This window comes from Acinetobacter sp. P8-3-8 (genome assembly GCF_000214135.1).
Classification (GTDB): domain Bacteria; phylum Pseudomonadota; class Gammaproteobacteria; order Pseudomonadales; family Moraxellaceae; genus Acinetobacter.
Genome location: NZ_AFIE01000024.1, coordinates 1 through 17,692 on the forward strand (window position 1 = coordinate 1; position 17,692 = coordinate 17,692).

Below are 17,692 nucleotides of genomic sequence, written 5' to 3' on the forward strand. Positions count from 1 at the left end.
TGAACCTACCGAATGCGAGTTACTTCACAGTGACCGTTAACGGTCAGCCTTTTGCTCCAAGTACAATTACAATTTCAGGCAACGATGTCTTCCTCAGCTTTGTTCCAGCCATCGGTATTGGACAAAGTGTGAGTTATAGCTATAACGATCCATCCACAAATAACGATACCAATGCAATTCAAGATACGGCTGGTAATGATGCAAACAGCATTCCATTAACCAATTTACCAGCAGGTGATAACCACTCAAATGTTGATGTCACTGCACCAATATTGCAAAGCGTAGAAGTAAATACGGTTGGTCAATTGGTGTTCCACTACAACGAAGCTTTAGATGCTAATAACACAGCACTAGCAAGTAACTTTACGGTGATAATTAACGGACAAACCGTCACTCCGATAAGTGTCGCAGTTACAGGCAACGATGTCTTACTGAGTTTTGTTCCAGCGATCGGCATTGGACAAAGTGTGAGTTATAGCTATAACGATCCAAGTTCGAATAACGACACGTCAGCGATTCAAGACACAACGGGTAATGATGCAAATAGCATTGCATTAACAACTTTACCAGCAGGTAATAATCACTCGAATGTTGATGTTACAGCACCACAACTACAAAGCGTAGAAGTGAATACGGTTGGTCAATTGGTATTCCACTATAACGAAGCTTTAGATGCTAATAACACAGCACTAGTAAGTAACTTCACGGTGACAATCAACGGACAAACCGTCACTCCGACAAGTGTTGTAGTTACAGGTAGTGATGTATTCCTCAGCTTCGTTCCAGCGATTGGAATTGGGCAAAGTGTAAGTTATAGCTATAACGATCCATCCTCGAATAATGATACCAATGCAATTCAAGATACAACAGGTAATGACGCAAGTAGCATTCCATTAACCAATTTGCCAGCGGGTGATAATCACTCAAATGTTGATGTCACTGCGCCAATATTGCAAAGCGTTGAAGTGAATATGGTTGGTCAATTGGTGTTCCATTATAACGAAGCTTTAGATGCTAATAACACAGCACTAGCAAGTAATTTCACGGTGACAATCAATGGACAAACCGTCACTCCAACAAGTGTCACGGTCACAGGTAACGATGTTTTACTTAGCTTCATTCCAGCGATTGGAATTGGACAAAGTGTGAGTTACAGCTACACCGATCCAAGTCCAAATAATGATACCAATGCGACTCAAGATACAACGGGTAATGATGCAAATAGTATTGCACAGACCAATTTACCAGCAGGTGATAATCATTCAACAATTGATATTACGCCACCACCTGCACCGATTATTTTAGGGGCGGAAGATAATGTAGGCGCATTTGGTAATATTTATTCAGGTGGTTTGACAGATGATTTTACCCCAACTATATATGGTGTTGCAGAAGAAAATAGTGTTGTCACCGTTTTTGTGAATAGCCTTGAAGTAGGTACTGCAATAGCAGATGGTTCAGGTCGTTGGAGTTATGAACCAACATTAACCAGTCCGACGTTTAGGAGTGTTCAGGGTTCTAATTTTCAAATTACGGCAACAGCAACAGATGCTTCACATAATGTTAGCCCTGTAAGTAATATTTTTGATATCGGCACTTATCAAGCTAGTACCACTCAAAATCCAATCACGGCACTGAAAGAAGGCAGTTTATTAGGTTTAGTGGGGCTTGATGCACTTGGACTTATTCAATTGGATAATCAGCCCATAGCTGCTTATGATGTGAATAATGACTTAAAGAAAGTAGTTATTAAAAATGAACAACTTATAGCCTTAGATTCAACGATCAAATATTCACAATCTGTAGCAGATTTACTTGGTTTGCAGATTAACTATAAGAAAGAGGGGATCACACTATTAGGAATTGAAATAGCATCCGTGACTACTCTAGAAATCACTGCTAAAGATGGCGGAATTGTCTCTAACAATGAAATAACAGAATTTCTCGCTTCTGTTTATGTACCAAGTTTATTAAACGTCAGTGTGTTACCTACATTAAGTATTGAAGCATGGGATAGCCGTTATATCAGCGATGCTAATAAAGACAGCAGTAATCAAATTATTGGCTATGGTAAAACAAGCGCCACGTCTCTTGCAGATGTTCAACTGTTAAGTGGTACAAAAATAGGGATTTATGATCAACTTTCTGAGTTTGATCAACATCTAAATACGTCGAATGTGCGGCTTTATGGTACAAGCGGAAATGACACCCTCCAAGGCGGTTCATTAAACGATATTTTACGAGGCGGAGATGGTGTTGATACCTTAAAAGGCAATGCGGGAAATGATTGGTTAGAAGGTGGAAAAGGCAACGACTTTTTAACGGGCGGGATTGGTTCAGATACAGCGATTTATCATTTACTGGTTGCAAATGATGCAACAGGTGGAAATGGGACAGATACTTGGACTGATTTTCATAAGGGGAATGTGACGACTGACAGCGAAGCAGATAAAATAGATATTGCCGAATTACTTGGAAATGCTGCAAATATTGGAAATATTCAGCAATATTTATCAGTGAGTTATGATGTTGTCAACGACCAAACCGTGATTCAAGTAGATCGTGATGGAACAGGGACGACTTATACAAAAAGTGATCTTTTGATTTTAGAACATGTAAATACCACACTTGAAGAGCTAATTCAAAATCAACAAATTATTTTCTAAACATTCGATTTCACAGAAAGCTCTAAGTTTGTTTAGAGCTTTTTTATTGCCACGTCGAGCACAATTCCAAGTTATAATTCAAAGGTATTTTATTTGAATGTTCTATTTAAATTATGGCTTTTACCCTTGCGACAGAAACGACCTATGAAGAAGAGATTAAAAAAAGTCGATTTCAAGCGATTGCAGCGCCTGTAGAAAATGAACAGCAGGTTAAAGAGTTCTTAGAAAAACATTTGGATATAGCAACAACACACCAATGTTGGGCTTGGAAAATTGGGCATAATGTTCGATTTAATGATGATGGCGAACCATCGGGAACAGCAGGAAGGCCCATTTTAGCCACCATAGAAGGCAATGATTTAACCAATACAATTGTTTTAGTGAACCGATGGTATGGCGGTATTAAACTCGGTACAGGTGGTTTAGTCCGAGCATATGGTGGTTGTGCAGGGCAATGTTTATTATTGGCTGAAAAGATTGAACAAATTGAAAAGAAAACTGTTTATTTTCAATGTCAGTTTAATGAATGGGCAATTTTTCAATATGAGCTCAATTCTCAACAGATTGAATATGTAGAGCAATACACAGCAGAAGGTGTTGCCGTCGAAGCAATGTTACAAATTCATCAAATTGATCCACTTAAATTGAAAATTCAAGATGTTACCCGTGGACGTGAGCAACTCAAAGTATTGGAAGAACAGCATGCTTGAACAAGATCCATTGCTTAAATACAGAGAACAGCATAAGCATCGTTTGAATTATATGCCGTGGTTGTATTATTCACTCAAACCAAAAAATAAACTGTGGGCTGAACAATGGCAAAAAGAGTATCAAGATTATTTGATGGCAATGGAAACGGTTGAAATCGGCAAAAACTGCTTTATATCACCATTGGCACATATTTTTGCTGAGCCTGGGCGTAAGATTGTGATTGGTGACAATACTTTTATTGCCGCAGACTGTACTTTGCATGGGCCTTTGCAGATAGGGAGTGAAGTTGCAATTAACCATCATTGTATTTTAGATGGTGGTCGGGTAGGGATCACACTCGCTGATCAAGTCCGTATAGCGGCTTATTGCCATCTTTATGCTTTTGATCACGGCATGGATTTAAATCAGCCTATCTATCAACAAGCTGTAACATCGAAAGGCATTGAAATTGGTCAGGATGTTTGGTTAGGTGCGCATGTGGGCATTAAGGACGGTGTGAGAATTGCTGCACATGCTGTTGTGGGTATGAATAGCATGGTGACCAAAAATGTTGCTGAACGTGAGATTGTCGTAGGTAACCCTGCAAGATTTGTTCGATATCGTGAGTAACTGCACAATATGTACAATTACAGCATTAAATTACGGAATTTATTACATAATACTGTCCAAATAACTTAAAACTTATGCTAATTTAAAATAAAGAGACCCAAAGCTGTAAGGCTAAAGCGAGGTTATAATGAACAGAGTAGTGGCTTGTATTGATTCTTCTCCATGCATTAATGCAGTCGCAGAAGCAGCGGCATGGATTGCTCAAGAAACTGGTCGTGAATTGGTTTTATTGCAAGTATTAGACTATTACCCTGCAAGTTATCATTTAGGAGAAATTAGTGGGGTAATTGGTTTTGAAAGCAACGCAATGTTGCTGAAAGAGCTTGCAGAATTAGAACAAAAGCAAAGTGAATTGGCTTTGGACTATAGTAATAATTTACTGAAACATATCTCAGAACATATTCTAGAAAAATACGGTATTCAGGCGAGTCAGATACAAGAAAAAGGTGACTTCCTTGAGCAAAGCTTTAACCAATTGGATATTGATGATATTGCTGTGATTGGCAAGGTCGGTGAACGTTCGGCTGAAAAAAATAAAACATTAGGCAGCAATGTCGAAAACTTTATCCGTGGGACAAAAAGCACCGTGTTAACAGTAGGGGAAACCTTTAAACCACCAACACGTTTTATTTTTGCATACGAACTCTCTGAAGCATGTCAGAAAATGCTAAAGCGTGTTGAAAAAAGTGATCTACTTCGGTTATTACAATGTCACTTGGTCTATGTCGGTGATCATCCTGAAATACTGAATGAGCCAACACAACGTTTAAAAGATGCAGGTTTAGATGTTGTGGTTGAGTACCGTTATGGCGATGTTGCTGAAAATATTTTGGATTATCAAGCGCAGCATCAAATTCAATTGATTGTCCTTGGTGCATTTAGCCATAGTAAAATTCATCAATTCTTCCTAGGAAGTGTAACCACCACGATTTTCCGTAATTCATCAGTTCCACTTTTGGTTGCTAAATAGGTGCTTGCTGTATTTCTGAGTGTTTTGAATAGATGAATAGTTAAATAATGACTGTGATTTTATTCACAATAATTCGATGCCATGAAGCCTAAATTTCATGGCATTTTTTATCAGAAAAATTAAAAAAAATGTTGTGAAATGTTGCAATTTAAAATGCAATAGCTTTTTTAAAAGGGATTAAATTAATTGATTAAAAAACGAACTGTTATTAAAAGTATCATATATTCAATTGCTTAATTAGTAATAAGTGAGTTATCCATAATTCTACAAACAAGTTCAGGGGATAACTCATCACCTTAATGCCGATGACTTAAAATACCAATCAAAATTGTCAAACAAAAAAATCCCCTATAAGGATAGAGGACTTTTTAGATGAAAAATACATTATTTTACAATGGCGATTGCAAAACCATCATGACCTTTACTGCCGACAGTTTGAAGGGCGGTACAGGATAAAATTTTAGGATGATTCTGCATGGCTTTATACATATCACGAATCCCTTCGATACTCGGTTTATGATTTTCAGTATCGAGAATGTCACCTGCACGGATCACATTGTCTAAAACGATCACTGTACCTGAGTGTGACAGTTTTAAACTCAGCTCTAAATATTCAGGATAGCTTTGTTTATCAGCATCGACAAAAATAAAATCAAACGGTTCGGTATTTTCAGGTAGAGCATTTAAAATATCAGCAGCTCGCCCAACTTTCAGTTCCACAGTCTGTGGCAGTTGGGCATGATCAATATTTTCCTGACCCAAAGCTGCGTGTGTATCTCGACCTTCAATCGTTAAAATATAACCATCTTGAGGCAATGCACGTGCCAGCCACATGGTGCTATATGCAGCAAAGGTACCTAACTCTAAAACACGTTTACATTTATTCATTTGAATGAGCATTTGTAAAAGCATGCCTTGATTCGCAGCAACAGCAAGATGATCTGGAAAGCCTTTCGCCTCAGTATTTTTCAATGTTTGAGTTAAAATAGGATCTTCAGGGATTAAATGTGATTCGATATAAGCATCGATGTCTGACCACATTTGTTGCATGTTGTACCGCCTCATGAGAGTCACTGGGTTTGTGTAGTGTGCATTTTAATGGTTTATGCTGAGAGTGCAATTTTAACGAAAACTTTTGGATAATATTTAAGCAATAACGAGTTAAGCTATTGTTCATTAGACCCATGATTCACATAAAACTGAATTTGGAAATCATCGAATAAAAGCTGTGCACAACTTAAAGACAAATAAAAAGAGATCTTTCGATCTCTTTTGTATTCTAACAATAGTCATTTACAACAGTCAGCATTCAAATGCGATTAGAAATTACACATCGAACTATTACGTGTTAAATCAGGTCCCCAAGTACGATAGCCTTGAGTATCAATATGAATTTGACCTGAGGCATATAAGCCAAGTCCCATATTTAAACTTTGACCATATTGCGCCCAGAACTGGCAGAGTTTGAACTTGGTATTTTCAATATATGCATAATCTTCAGGTTGTGGGTATTCAGGCCCAATACGAAAATCGATGGCTGAATTAAACAAATGACGTGAAGAACTTGCACCGCCAGCACACTGGTTTAAAGGTAAATCACGATAAACTGAAGTCACTGTAAAATCTGTCAGAATTTTTGATGCAACTAAATATTTGAATACTTTTAATGTAGGTAATTGATTCCGCCAAATTTCTTCGCTTGGAATCATATATTCAGATTTACCACATTTGTCCCAATCCCGAGCTGTTTTAAATAACTCAAAACTTGGAATAATATTCCCAACGCTGTTCTTTTCAAGAAAACGTTCATAATCACGCGCACGTGACTGATTCGAATCAACCATTAACCAATTACGATATGAGTTGGGCATCACTTTAGGCGGAATAGCACGTTCAATCGTAATTTTTTCTTGAGGAATATAAATACGATGACCATGAGGTGTACTAATCGTTGGGCTTTTTTGAGGAGAAGACGTACAAGCAGTCAAAATAGTTGCAAAAAAACTGACTGTAAGCAGACCTTTTAGAATATTTTTCATTCTCAATATTAGCTAAAGAAGGTAAGGCGCTATTCTAGACTAGATTGGATAAGGTAATATGGATAAATTGCAAATAAATGTACAATTTGTTTATTGAAATGAAAAAAGATCAGCCTAAGCTGATCTTTAACATCTAAAAATTACTTTTCTAAATATTGTAATTTATCAGGTTTACCATTCCACTCTTCACGATCTGCCGGTTGATCACCAATTTGAGTGATATTTGGCCATTTTTGCGCCAAATCAGCATTTAACTCAATAAAGATTTCTTGACCTTCTGGTAACTCATCTTCAGAGAAGATCGCATTTGCAGGACACTCAGGTTCACAAAGTGCGCAGTCGATACATTCGTCTGGGCTAATCACAAGGAAATTTGGACCTTCATAAAAACAGTCCACAGGACATACTTCTACGCAGTCTTGGTATTTACACTTGATACAATTTTCAGTGACAACAAAGGTCATGGCGTCAGCTACCTAAAAATATGGTTCTAATTAATAATGGTGTATTTTAGGCAAAACTACCCCAACTAACAATTGCTTTTATTGATATTTATTATATGCACGACTACTGATTGTGATAAAAAACCAATAAACAGTTGGTTTTTTGACCGAATTAATAAAAAAGCCCTACGATTCTCGTGGGCTTTTCTCTTTTTTGCATAAGGCTATCAGAATTAATTCTAACCTTGTTTTAAAATTTCTTTAAGTGCGTAAAGTTTAGCAAGTGCTTCACGTGGGGTTAAATCATCCACATCAATTTCAGCCAAAGCATCTAAAACAGGAGAAGATTTTTCCACTTCAATGACTTTTTCAACAATTTCAATTTCAGTTTCAAAAATCTCAGCTTCTGCAAACAAATCATTTTGGACAACATTGATTGGTTGTTGCAACTGTTGCTTTTCTAAAATCTTTAAACGCTTTTGAGCTTCCTTAATTACACTCGCAGGAATACCTGCCAATTTAGCCACTTGAAGACCATGACTTTGACTAGCAGGGCCATGTTGTACTTTATGTAAAAGAATCAAATTACCATTCAACTCTTTGGCAGTAACATGATAGTTATCAATCGCAGATTCTTTGGCAAGTTCTGTAAGTTCAAAATAATGCGTTGCAAAAAGGCATAAGCATTTGATTCGTTTGGTTAGATCAAGAACACATGCCCATGCTAAAGATAAACCATCATAGGTACTGGTACCACGGCCGACTTCATCCATAAGCACTAAAGATTGATTGGTTGCATGATGTAAAATCTGAGATGTTTCAGTCATTTCAACCATGAAAGTTGATTTTCCTGTAGACAAATCATCGGCAGAACCAATTCGAGTGAAAATACGATCAATTGGACCTAATTTTGCAGCTTTAGCAGGAACGAAACTACCACAATAAGCGAGTAGGCTAATCAAGGCAGTTTGGCGCATAAATGTCGATTTACCGCCCATGTTCGGCCCTGTGATAATTGCCATACGATGATTAAAATCAAGCAAGGTATCATTTGGGGTATAAGGTGCTTTATTTAAAGCCTCAACAACAGGATGGCGTCCCGCCGTGATTTTTATTCCAATTTCAGGACTATATTCAGGGCGATGCCAACTATGTAAACGGGCTTGATGGGCAAAATTACACAACATATCAATGTGTGAAATCGACGCACTCATCATTTGTAAATGTCCGATATCGGCTTTTAATTCATCCAATAACATTTCAAATAAAAGCTTTTCACGCGCTAAAGCACGAGATTCACTTGAAAGCACTTTGTCTTCAAAAGATTTTAGTTCTGGCGTGATATAACGTTCAGCATTTTTAAGCGTTTGACGACGAATATAATGATCAGGTGCTTGTTCAGCTTGCGCACGGGTGAGTTCAATATAATAGCCACTGACACGGTTATAACCAATTTTTAAGGTATTGATTCCTGTTGCTTCACGTTCTTTTATTTCCAAATCAATCAGGAATTGTCCTGCATGATCTCGAATTTTACGTAACTCATCCAACTCATCATCAAAACCTTCAGCAATGACATTACCATCACGTAGAAGGACTGGAGGATGTTCAACAATAGCTGACTGTAAACGTTGATGTAAGCCATTAAAATCACCAAGTTCTTCATTTAATTGCTGAACAAAAACGGATTTTTTGGTGTTGAGAATGGGTTGAATTGCATGGCGTAAGAAAGGAATTTGCGCACAAGCTTGACGCAGCTGAACGAGATCACGTGGACGAGCACTGCCCAGAGCGACACGACTCAACACACGTTCAATATCGCCAATTTCTTTTAAAACTAAACGTACAGGTGACTCATGATAGCCTTGCAAAAAAGCATCAATTGCATCTAAACGAGCATCTAAAAGATGTGTATCACGAATGGGTTGCATCAATGTACGAGCAAGTAAACGACCACCCATTGCAGTTTGGCAATCATTGATTAAATGAAATAAAGACGTGCCATGTTCAAACAATGGATCAATAATTTCTAAATTACGACGTGTGACTGGATCTAAAGCAATAAAGTCAGAGCTTTGTTCTAATTTAATTGAACGAATATGTGGTAATGCAGTTTTTTGAGTTTCTTTTGCATAATGAATCAGCGATGCAGCCGCTGCTTTTGCTAAAGGTAAATGGTCAATACCAAAGCCAGAAAGTGTCGCGACAGCAAATTGATCACATAAGGTTTTCTGTGCATTATTTAAATTAAAATCGACATTTGGACGCTTAGTAATCGGGCAGTCGATCTGCTTTTTAATCGATTCAACAATATTTGGATCGATCATATCTTCATCAATGAGCAGTTCACTTGGCATTAAACGCGCCAATTCGATAGCGAGATTTTCTGCTTTAAACTCTTGTTGTTGAACTTTAAAAATACCTGCACTTAAATCAAGTAAAGCAATACCAATTTGATTTTGTTGGAAACATAAAGCAACAAGATTGGAGCTTTGTGTTGCTGTTAATAAAGCATCATCTGTCAACGTACCAGGCGTGATGATTCGAACAACACCACGCTCAACAGGTCCTTTACCTGTGACCTCGCCAATTTGTTCACAGATAACAACGGTTTCACCTTTTTTAACCAAACGTGCTAGATAACCTTCGGCTGCATGATAAGGTACACCTGCCATTGGAATAGGCGCGCCATTGGCTTTACCACGATGGGTGAGGGTGATACCTAATAATTTTGCAGCTTTTTTAGCATCATCAAAAAAAAGTTCGTAAAAATCGCCCATGCGATAAAACATCAAAGAATGTGGATGCTGCATTTTTACTTTTAAATATTGTTGCATCATTGGCGTGTGCGAGGAGAGGTCAGCCGTTATTTCTGTGTTATTCATCGATGTTAAAACCTTAAATTTAAAGAATAAATAGGGTTAATTTTAAAATTGGACCGTCTAACCAATTCAAGCAATTTTTGTGCAAATTCTAGCTAAACCAAGAAAAAGTAAACGTTTTAATGTAGATTTTTCTATATCAAAATTGAGTCAACAGAGCAGGAGAAATCAATTTGATAGTTTATGCTTTGCCATCTTAACAAATTGAGCCTGATTCACAAAAAGGAATCCTGACTGGAATGAGGAAATAAACAACAAAAGGAAATCGGTTTGGTCAAATGGTATCAATCATTTAAGCTTGAGTTATCATCTCGTTGTGTGGCTAATAATAGGTTGTAAAATAGAACGTCTATAAGGAAGTATATTTTTGAAATATTTTATCATTTTGATTTTTATGGTTTTTATTGGAAATGTTATCTTTGGCGATAAAATTATATTTGATGAGAATCGAGAAAGAAATTTAGTACGTATTCCTTATTATGATTCTGGGGAGGAGTTAATTCTCAATTTTCCTAAGTGTAATTATGGACATAGGAATATTGAAGGAGTACAACGTTCAGTCTTTTTATATTTTCCGCGACCAACATTTACAGGTAATTACCAAAAAACTTTTAATTGCCCATTTAGTAAAGATAGTGCAACTGTAAGTTTACAAATTGGAACGACATCAAATTTTAAAATTCAAGGACAAAAGGATTTTACGAGTAATGAATATAGAGCTGCCTTTTTTGAATATGGACAAAAAAAAGATAGTAAATTAGAAGCTTCTAAAAATAATATGAAAATATATAGAAGTGGTATTGGTATAAATGCAATTTTAGTTGGGGACTTCAAAGAAAAGAAACATTGGTTAATGATTGAATACCATGATTATGATCCACATTTAATTGATTCTGGTTTTATGCAAGTATTTAAGATTACAACATACTTAAATAGTAAATATCAACTTGAATATGAGGTGTATACATCGCAGTGGTTGAATAATGATGATTCAGGGTTAAAAGTAGATACTAAATTTGCTGATGATTTTCGTAATGTTGTACAAAATAAAGATGATAATATTATTGATCATCCTGAAATTATAAAAGAATTTATTTTAAATAATGAAAGTGTTATACAGTATGTTAAACAAAACTCTAAAGAAGTAAGTAATAACAATTAATTTAGAAAAAAATATCTTCTGAATTTGAACCAAAGCACTTTAATAAAACGAATACGAGACTTGGTATTTCTGCTCTTGTTAAGATAAGCTAGAGAGTCTCAACAATCAATTTGATTCCTTACTGTTTATCATCTTAACGTATTGAGCTTGATTCAAAAAAGAATTCTAATAAGAATAAATGAATAATGAGCAGTAAAATGAATTTTTCAATACAACTATATGAATTTTAAATATTTTTAATTAAAATTTACATTATTTTTTAATCATTTGTTTTTAAATTTTATACTATAGGGTACTATACTATAAAATTTGAATGGATCAGATTTATGCCAAATCAAGTTGAAGATAAAAAAAAGATTCTTTTACGTATTAAGCGCATCATCGGTCAGGCTCAAGCGATTGAAAATGCGTTAGAAAGTAATGTGGAATGTGGTGCAATTCTGCAACAAATATGTTCTGTGCGTGGTGCGATCAATGGTTTAATGAATGAGATGTTGGAAGTTCATTTGAAAGACACACTCGTATCAGGCGAAACCACAGAACAACAAAGAAGGGAAGAATTGACGGAAATAGCGAAGATTCTCAAGTCGTATTTAAAGTAAGTTTTGTTCGGAGAAATTCTATGAAATCACGTGCTGCGGTTGCATTTGGTCCTGGTGAACCGCTTAAAATTGTTGAAGTTGATGTTGAACCACCTAAAAAGGGGGAAGTTTTAATCAAAATTTCTCATACAGGTGTATGCCATACCGATGCATTTACATTATCAGGGAGTGATCCTGAAGGTGTATTCCCCGTTATTTTAGGGCATGAAGGCGCAGGTGTTGTGGTTGAAGTTGGCGAGGGTGTAACCAGTGTTAAAGCTGGTGATCATGTGATTCCACTTTATACGGCTGAATGTGGTGAATGTTTATTCTGTAAATCAGGCAAAACCAATCTATGTGTTGCTGTGCGTGAGACGCAAGGCAAAGGTTTAATGCCAGATGGCACAACACGTTTTTCTTATAATGGTCAACCTATTTATCACTATATGGGTTGTTCGACTTTCAGTGAATATACAGTTGTAGCAGAAGTTTCATTAGCTAAAATTAATCCTGAAGCAAACCCTGAACATGTGTGTTTGCTGGGTTGTGGCGTAACGACTGGTATTGGTGCAGTACATAACACCGCTAAAGTTCAAGAAGGTGACAGTGTTGCAGTCTTTGGTCTAGGCGGAATTGGACTTGCAGTCATACAAGGTGCACTACAAGCAAAAGCAGGGCGTATTATTGCGATTGATACCAATCCAGATAAATTTGTACTTGCCAAAGAATTTGGCGCAACTGACTTTTTAAATCCGCAAGATTATGATAAGCCAATCCAAAATGTGATTGTTGAAATGACAGGCTGGGGTGTTGATCATTCTTTTGAATGCATTGGCAATGTGAATGTTATGCGTTCAGCACTTGAATGCGCACATCGTGGTTGGGGGCAATCCGTCATCATTGGTGTAGCAGGTGCAGGTCAGGAAATTTCAACTCGACCATTCCAGCTTGTTACTGGTCGTAAATGGTTAGGTTCAGCTTTTGGTGGTGTCAAAGGTCGTTCGCAACTTCCTGGAATGGTTGAGGATGCGATGGAAGGCAAAATCCAACTTGAGCCATTCGTGACGCATACTATGGACTTAGACGGAATTAATGAAGCCTTTGATTTAATGCATGAGGGTAAATCGATTCGTACTGTTATTCATTACGAATAATTTATTTTCTGTACTACGCGTTCTGTACTGTGCTTTCTGTATTTTAGCTGGGTGGTCATGGCAATGATCATTGGGCATTAAAGAATGGGAGCTTTATTCATGCTAAATGACGCTTTAATCAATGCATTTAGATGAATAAGCTCCTTTTTTTTGGATAAAAATTCTGATTTCTAAACAAATCCCCAAACAAGTAACGATGTCTACTTTTTTTGCATTTCTATTTTCTCTTCATGCGTGAACGTACAACTGCTGTGAAAATTGCCTGATAAGATGAAGGTAAAAGTCTTGCTGACCAGTCATATAATTTAGAATCTGGCCCAATCAGAACACGTCTTTTATTCTCTTTGACAGCTTTAAAAATGGTGTCAGCAGCTTTTGTCGAAGTGGTTAGAAAAGTCATTTCAAACTCTTTGGTTGCATCTTGTGCTGATTTTCCAGTGAGTTTGGATAGCTTGTCAGAAATTCGTGCCGATTTGGCAATATTGGTTTTGATTCCACCTGGGTGTACGCATGTTGCACTAATCGCAGAGTTACTGATTTCTAAATCTTGTCTTAGTGCTTCGGTAAAACCTCGAACTGCATATTTACTTGCGTTGTATCCACTCATAAAAGGTTGCGCAGTTAAACCAAAAACACTGGAAATATTAACGATATGACCTTCACCTGATTGCTCAAGGTAAGGTAAAAAAGCTTTGGTGCCATAGATGACGCCCCAAAAATTAATATCCATAATCCATTGATAATCTTTAATTTCAAGTTCGTTCACAGTCCCTGACAATGCAACACCAGCATTGTTGATAATCAGATTCACTTTACCGTGAGTTTCAAAAGTATCTTTTGCCCAATCAAAAACCTGTTGTTGATTACTCACGTCAACTTTTTGGCATGAAATATTCAAATGGCTAAATTGCGGTCTGCTTTGAATAAGCTTTCTAGTTTCCTCGACCGAATCTAAATGAACATCTGAGAGGGCTAAATGACAATTTTCCTGAGCAAAACGCATTGCTAAAGCACGACCAATACCTGAACCTGCGCCTGTAATAGCGACAACAGCATTGTTAAAATCCTGAATCATTTAAAAAGTCCTTTTTTCAGTTTTATTAAGTTATAAGGTTTTTGATCAATCACTTTTTTCATGTCTGACCAAATGAATTTATTTAATATTTTTAATGGTACTAATTTGGAGCCCAACCATATTTTCAATGAATCATTGCCATATACAATTCGTGTGGTGCCTTTTTCGATATGCTTAATTAAATGCGCTGTGATTTGTTCAGGCGAAGTTTTTAAATAATTTTTAGAAAAAGCTTGTCCATTTGTAGATTGCACAATGTTAGTGTCAATTCCGCCCGGATGTAACAAATGAACTTGAACGCCACTGTTTTGCAATTCACACATCAGTGCTTCACTAAAGCCTCGTACTGCAAACTTACTGGCACAATAATCAGAATGGTTAGGTGTCCCGACTAAGCCAAAAATACTGGATACATTAACAATATGTCCTTTATTTTTTGATAATAGTTGAGGTAGAAAGGCACGTGTTCCATAAACAACGCCAAAAAAATTAATTTTCATAGCACGTTCGTAGCTACTTAAATCCATTAACCATGCCGGCGTATAAGCGCCTTCAATGCCTGCATTATTAATAATGACAAACGCATTTCCAAGTTTCTTCTGGCATAAGTCTGCAAAACTTAACATTTTATTTTGATCAGAAACATCAAAAACTTCACTGACGATAGTGCAATTGGGTGTTTGTTTTTTGATGAGTTCAATCGTTTCATCTAAACCTGTTTGATTAAAATCATTCAATCCTAATTTTGCACCGAGTCGCGCAAAGGCCAATGCATAGGCTCTTCCCATGCCCGAGCCTGCGCCTGTAATAATGGTGACTTGATTTGAAAAATATTGAGTCATTTGCTTATTCTCATACTTGTTCTTAGCTTATTGATCAATGGAATTGATGATGCTGGGGTTTAAAGTTTTTAGCCATTTGGTAATAGGTGAAACTAAAGCCAGGGAACATTGCAATCACATGACCGCTTTTGTTTTTGTACCAACTATTGCAACCACCCGTTTGCCAAACGGTTTTTTTCATTTCTTTATGGATCATTTGTGTATAGTCATTTTCAGCTTCGGCGGTGACTTCTATACTTTGTTTCCCTTGTTTTAGGGTGGTTTGAATTGCCTTCAAGACATAATTCATTTGCGCTTCAATGACAAAAATTGCTGAAGTATGCCCAATGCCTGTATTTGGGCCAGTAATAATGAATAAATTAGGAAAGTTCGGAAGGGTAGTTCCTAGGTAAGCTCTTGGAAATTCCTGCCATACCTCTGCAATATTTTGACCTTTTTCACCTAAAACTGGATAAGAAATTACACCATCTGTTGCATCATAGCCTGTTGAATAAATGATTAAATCAAGATCGATATGCTGTCCATCTGTGGTGTTAATACCCGTTTTATCAATTGAAGCAATCGCTGAGTCTTTAGTGTGTAGCGTGACATTATTTCGAGATAGTGCTGGATATAAAGTATTGGATAAGATAATGCGTTTACAGCCAATGGTGTAATCTGGTGTGACTGCCACTCTGAGTTTTGGATCTTGGATTTGTTTTTCAATATGTTTAAGTGCTAGTTTTTGTGCAAATACATTTAAAGCAGCTTTAGAATATTTAAAACCAATCATTCGTGTTTCAAGATTCCAATACACCGCAGTACGCACTGCTTTGTGAATGAATTTATTGCCAATTAATTTCTGTTGTGCGCTGTTAAATTTGTAATCTGGACGAGGCATCACCCAATGCGGTGTCCGTTGAAAAACATGTAAATGAGCGACATCAGGTGCAATTGTAGGAATCACTTGTGCTGCACTTGCACCACTGCCAATAATCGCTACACGTTTGTTTTTATAGTTGTAGTCATGATCCCATTCATTGGTGTGAAATGATTTACCTTCAAAGCTGTCACGGCCTTTAAAATTTGGAATCACAGGCGTACTCAGCGGCCCTGATGCATTGATAATAAATTGGGCTGTCAGTACCTCATCTTGATCTGTATAAATATTCCAACGTTTTTTATGGGTATCCCACTGTACTTTTACAACATTACAATTGGTTTTTGTTTTACTGCGTAAATTATATTTATCAATTACATGGTTGGTATATTCTTCTAATTCATTCTGTTCTGCAAACATCTGACTCCATGCATAAGGTTCATGTGAGATCGAGTAGAGTGGAGATTGCACATCAACAGCAGCGCCTGGGTAGCTATTTTGACACCATGTGCCTCCCATAAAATCACGACGTTCTAAAATTAAAAAATCTTCAATCCCATTTTTTAATAAATTAATCGCAGAGCATTGCCCGCCAAAGCCACTGCCAATAATAATCACTTGATGATAAGACATAAGTTACATCCTTATTTTACGCTATTGCTATAATTTTAGTTTAATTTGATGACAACTGTCTTCACTTTACATTTGACAATAAATGTTGTCAAATATTAATCATGAAAAAAAGCCATGATGCCCAAATTGGGCGAACTTATGCGGGCGAAGCTCAAGCGGAGCGTCAAGCCAAACGACATCAAAAATTTATTGAGGCTGGACACGAGTTGTTTGGCACAATCGGTTTTCGGCAAACAACGGTCAGAGTGATTTGCAAACAAGCTGAACTGACTGATCGTTATTTTTATGAATCATTTTCCAGTATGGAGGATGTGCTGGTGCTTGTGTATGAACAAGCGATTCGAGACATTCAAACTAAAATTCTACTCACAATTCAAAATAATGATGATAGAGATGATCAAAAAGATGATGTCGATGTTTTAATTCGACAAGTGCTCGATATCTTTTTTCAGGCAGTAGAATGTCCTAAAACTGCACGAATTATTTGGTTGGAAGTGCTTGGTGTGAGTACACGTGTTGATGTAATTTATAACAATGCAATACGTAGCTTTGCTGCACTTTTTTTACAGTTAAGCTTATCTCTTTATCCTAATATTCAATTATCTGAAGCAGAACGTGATGTGGTTGCAATTGGTATAGTTGGGGCAATCAGCCAATCGACGATGGCATGGTTGTTAGATGGTTATCAACTTGATCGTCAAATCATGGTCAATTCGATGTTCCATATTATCAAAGGAACATCAACTCAATTAACACTCAATCATTGATCATTGATCATTTAAGTTTCAGTAATAGTTTTAATCTGTTTTTATATTATGATGTTTTATTGTTGGAAATAATCGTGATTTAATCCATTTAAAAACATGGGCTGCTTTAGATTGTTGTTTAGAAATAATCATTCTATATTTCACTATAACTATTTAAATATACATACTTAAATCAATTATATCGCTAGATGCTTAGTACCTTGGTATTCATTTTGCTTATCTATTATTTTTAAGTTGAATCAGATCGAGAAAACTTTAACTGAAAAGCAACATATCTTGATGGTTTAAAAGAAATAATA

The 17,692-nt window shown here is 36.6% G+C and carries 15 protein-coding genes; 8 read left to right on the forward strand and 7 right to left on the reverse strand.

Features of this window, described 5'->3' with window-relative positions; genetic code table 11:
- From GGG_RS20465 to GGG_RS0110995, 4 genes are all read left to right on the forward strand, one after another.
- Window positions 1-2,666, forward strand: a 2,666-nt coding sequence (locus GGG_RS20465) for a SwmB domain-containing protein (RefSeq protein WP_010114878.1), incomplete at its 5' end; no start/stop codon positions are given.
- 113 nt (window positions 2,667-2,779) lie between these two features.
- Window positions 2,780-3,376 (forward strand): YigZ family protein, encoded by a 597-nt coding sequence (locus tag GGG_RS0110985; protein WP_010114879.1) that lies wholly within the window; start codon window positions 2,780-2,782, stop codon window positions 3,374-3,376.
- Window positions 3,369-3,986 (forward strand): DapH/DapD/GlmU-related protein, encoded by a 618-nt coding sequence (locus tag GGG_RS0110990; protein ID WP_010114880.1) that lies wholly within the window; start codon window positions 3,369-3,371, stop codon window positions 3,984-3,986. The genes GGG_RS0110985 and GGG_RS0110990 overlap by 8 nt, the downstream gene beginning before the upstream one ends.
- A gap of 127 nt (window positions 3,987-4,113) precedes the next feature.
- On the forward strand, window positions 4,114-4,956 hold the full coding sequence (locus tag GGG_RS0110995; protein ID WP_010114881.1) for a universal stress protein: 843 nt from the start codon (window positions 4,114-4,116) through the stop codon (window positions 4,954-4,956).
- Between the two features lie 384 nt (window positions 4,957-5,340).
- Here the strand turns inward: GGG_RS0110995 and GGG_RS0111000 are convergent, their stop codons facing one another.
- The 4 genes from GGG_RS0111000 to mutS all read right to left on the reverse strand — a co-directional run bounded on the left by GGG_RS0111000 (window position 5,341) and on the right by mutS (window position 10,323).
- Window positions 5,341-6,006, reverse strand: coding sequence for an O-methyltransferase (locus tag GGG_RS0111000; RefSeq protein WP_010114882.1), 666 nt, complete (start codon window positions 6,004-6,006; stop codon window positions 5,341-5,343).
- Window positions 6,007-6,275: 269 nt separating this feature from the next.
- The gene (locus GGG_RS0111005; RefSeq protein WP_029574544.1) at window positions 6,276-6,995 is read right to left on the reverse strand and encodes a D-Ala-D-Ala carboxypeptidase family metallohydrolase; all 720 of its coding nucleotides are present in this window, start codon (window positions 6,993-6,995) and stop codon (window positions 6,276-6,278) included.
- Window positions 6,996-7,135: 140 nt separating this feature from the next.
- Window positions 7,136-7,459, reverse strand: a complete 324-nt coding sequence (gene fdxA / locus GGG_RS0111010; protein ID WP_010114885.1) for a ferredoxin FdxA — start codon at window positions 7,457-7,459, stop codon at window positions 7,136-7,138.
- 218 nt (window positions 7,460-7,677) lie between these two features.
- A complete protein-coding gene (gene mutS, locus GGG_RS0111015; RefSeq protein ID WP_010114886.1) occupies window positions 7,678-10,323 on the reverse strand; it encodes a DNA mismatch repair protein MutS in 2,646 nt (881 codons plus the stop codon).
- 364 nt (window positions 10,324-10,687) lie between these two features.
- Between mutS and GGG_RS0111020 the strand changes: the two genes are divergently transcribed.
- From GGG_RS0111020 to GGG_RS0111030, 3 genes are all read left to right on the forward strand, one after another.
- On the forward strand, window positions 10,688-11,482 hold the full coding sequence (locus GGG_RS0111020) for a hypothetical protein (protein ID WP_010114888.1): 795 nt from the start codon (window positions 10,688-10,690) through the stop codon (window positions 11,480-11,482).
- A 326-nt stretch (window positions 11,483-11,808) separates the two neighbouring features.
- Window positions 11,809-12,084 carry a metal/formaldehyde-sensitive transcriptional repressor gene (locus GGG_RS0111025; protein WP_010114889.1) on the forward strand — a complete coding sequence of 92 codons (276 nt, stop codon included), beginning with the start codon at window positions 11,809-11,811 and terminating at the stop codon, window positions 12,082-12,084.
- A gap of 20 nt (window positions 12,085-12,104) precedes the next feature.
- Window positions 12,105-13,217, forward strand: a complete 1,113-nt coding sequence (locus GGG_RS0111030; RefSeq protein WP_010114890.1) for an S-(hydroxymethyl)glutathione dehydrogenase/class III alcohol dehydrogenase — start codon at window positions 12,105-12,107, stop codon at window positions 13,215-13,217.
- A 217-nt stretch (window positions 13,218-13,434) separates the two neighbouring features.
- On the opposite strand, the gene GGG_RS0111035 is transcribed toward GGG_RS0111030, so the two are convergent.
- The 3 genes from GGG_RS0111035 to GGG_RS0111045 are packed head-to-tail and all read right to left on the reverse strand — an operon-like array spanning window position 13,435 to window position 16,626.
- Window positions 13,435-14,289: an SDR family oxidoreductase gene (locus GGG_RS0111035; RefSeq protein ID WP_029574545.1), complete on the reverse strand. Its 855-nt coding sequence runs from the start codon at window positions 14,287-14,289 to the stop codon at window positions 13,435-13,437.
- Window positions 14,289-15,134: an SDR family oxidoreductase gene (locus GGG_RS0111040; protein ID WP_010114892.1), complete on the reverse strand. Its 846-nt coding sequence runs from the start codon at window positions 15,132-15,134 to the stop codon at window positions 14,289-14,291. The genes GGG_RS0111035 and GGG_RS0111040 overlap by 1 nt, the downstream gene beginning before the upstream one ends.
- Before the next feature lie 34 nt (window positions 15,135-15,168).
- The gene (locus tag GGG_RS0111045; protein ID WP_010114893.1) at window positions 15,169-16,626 is read right to left on the reverse strand and encodes an NAD(P)/FAD-dependent oxidoreductase; all 1,458 of its coding nucleotides are present in this window, start codon (window positions 16,624-16,626) and stop codon (window positions 15,169-15,171) included.
- Window positions 16,627-16,727: 101 nt separating this feature from the next.
- Here GGG_RS0111045 and GGG_RS0111050 point away from each other — a divergent pair, with 101 nt between their 5' ends.
- A complete protein-coding gene (locus GGG_RS0111050) occupies window positions 16,728-17,393 on the forward strand; it encodes a TetR/AcrR family transcriptional regulator (protein WP_010114895.1) in 666 nt (221 codons plus the stop codon).
- Window positions 17,394-17,692 lie beyond the last annotated feature (299 nt).

What these genes read in the sequence shown, in the direction of transcription:
- GGG_RS0110990 (WP_010114880.1), top strand. Translation starts at nt 3,369, where the DNA reads ATGCTTGAACAAGATCCATTGCTTAAATACAGAGAACAGCATAAGCAT.
- GGG_RS0111030 (WP_010114890.1), top strand. Translation starts at nt 12,105, where the DNA reads ATGAAATCACGTGCTGCGGTTGCATTTGGTCCTGGTGAACCGCTTAAA.
- GGG_RS0110995 (WP_010114881.1), top strand. Translation starts at nt 4,114, where the DNA reads ATGAACAGAGTAGTGGCTTGTATTGATTCTTCTCCATGCATTAATGCA.
- GGG_RS0111000 (WP_010114882.1), bottom strand. Translation starts at nt 6,006, where the DNA reads ATGCAACAAATGTGGTCAGACATCGATGCTTATATCGAATCACATTTA.
- fdxA (WP_010114885.1), bottom strand. Translation starts at nt 7,459, where the DNA reads ATGACCTTTGTTGTCACTGAAAATTGTATCAAGTGTAAATACCAAGAC.
- GGG_RS0111040 (WP_010114892.1), bottom strand. Translation starts at nt 15,134, where the DNA reads ATGACTCAATATTTTTCAAATCAAGTCACCATTATTACAGGCGCAGGC.
- GGG_RS0111025 (WP_010114889.1), top strand. Translation starts at nt 11,809, where the DNA reads ATGCCAAATCAAGTTGAAGATAAAAAAAAGATTCTTTTACGTATTAAG.
- GGG_RS0111050 (WP_010114895.1), top strand. Translation starts at nt 16,728, where the DNA reads ATGAAAAAAAGCCATGATGCCCAAATTGGGCGAACTTATGCGGGCGAA.
- GGG_RS0111045 (WP_010114893.1), bottom strand. Translation starts at nt 16,626, where the DNA reads ATGTCTTATCATCAAGTGATTATTATTGGCAGTGGCTTTGGCGGGCAA.
- GGG_RS0110985 (WP_010114879.1), top strand. Translation starts at nt 2,780, where the DNA reads ATGGCTTTTACCCTTGCGACAGAAACGACCTATGAAGAAGAGATTAAA.
- GGG_RS0111005 (WP_029574544.1), bottom strand. Translation starts at nt 6,995, where the DNA reads ATGAAAAATATTCTAAAAGGTCTGCTTACAGTCAGTTTTTTTGCAACT.
- mutS (WP_010114886.1), bottom strand. Translation starts at nt 10,323, where the DNA reads ATGAATAACACAGAAATAACGGCTGACCTCTCCTCGCACACGCCAATG.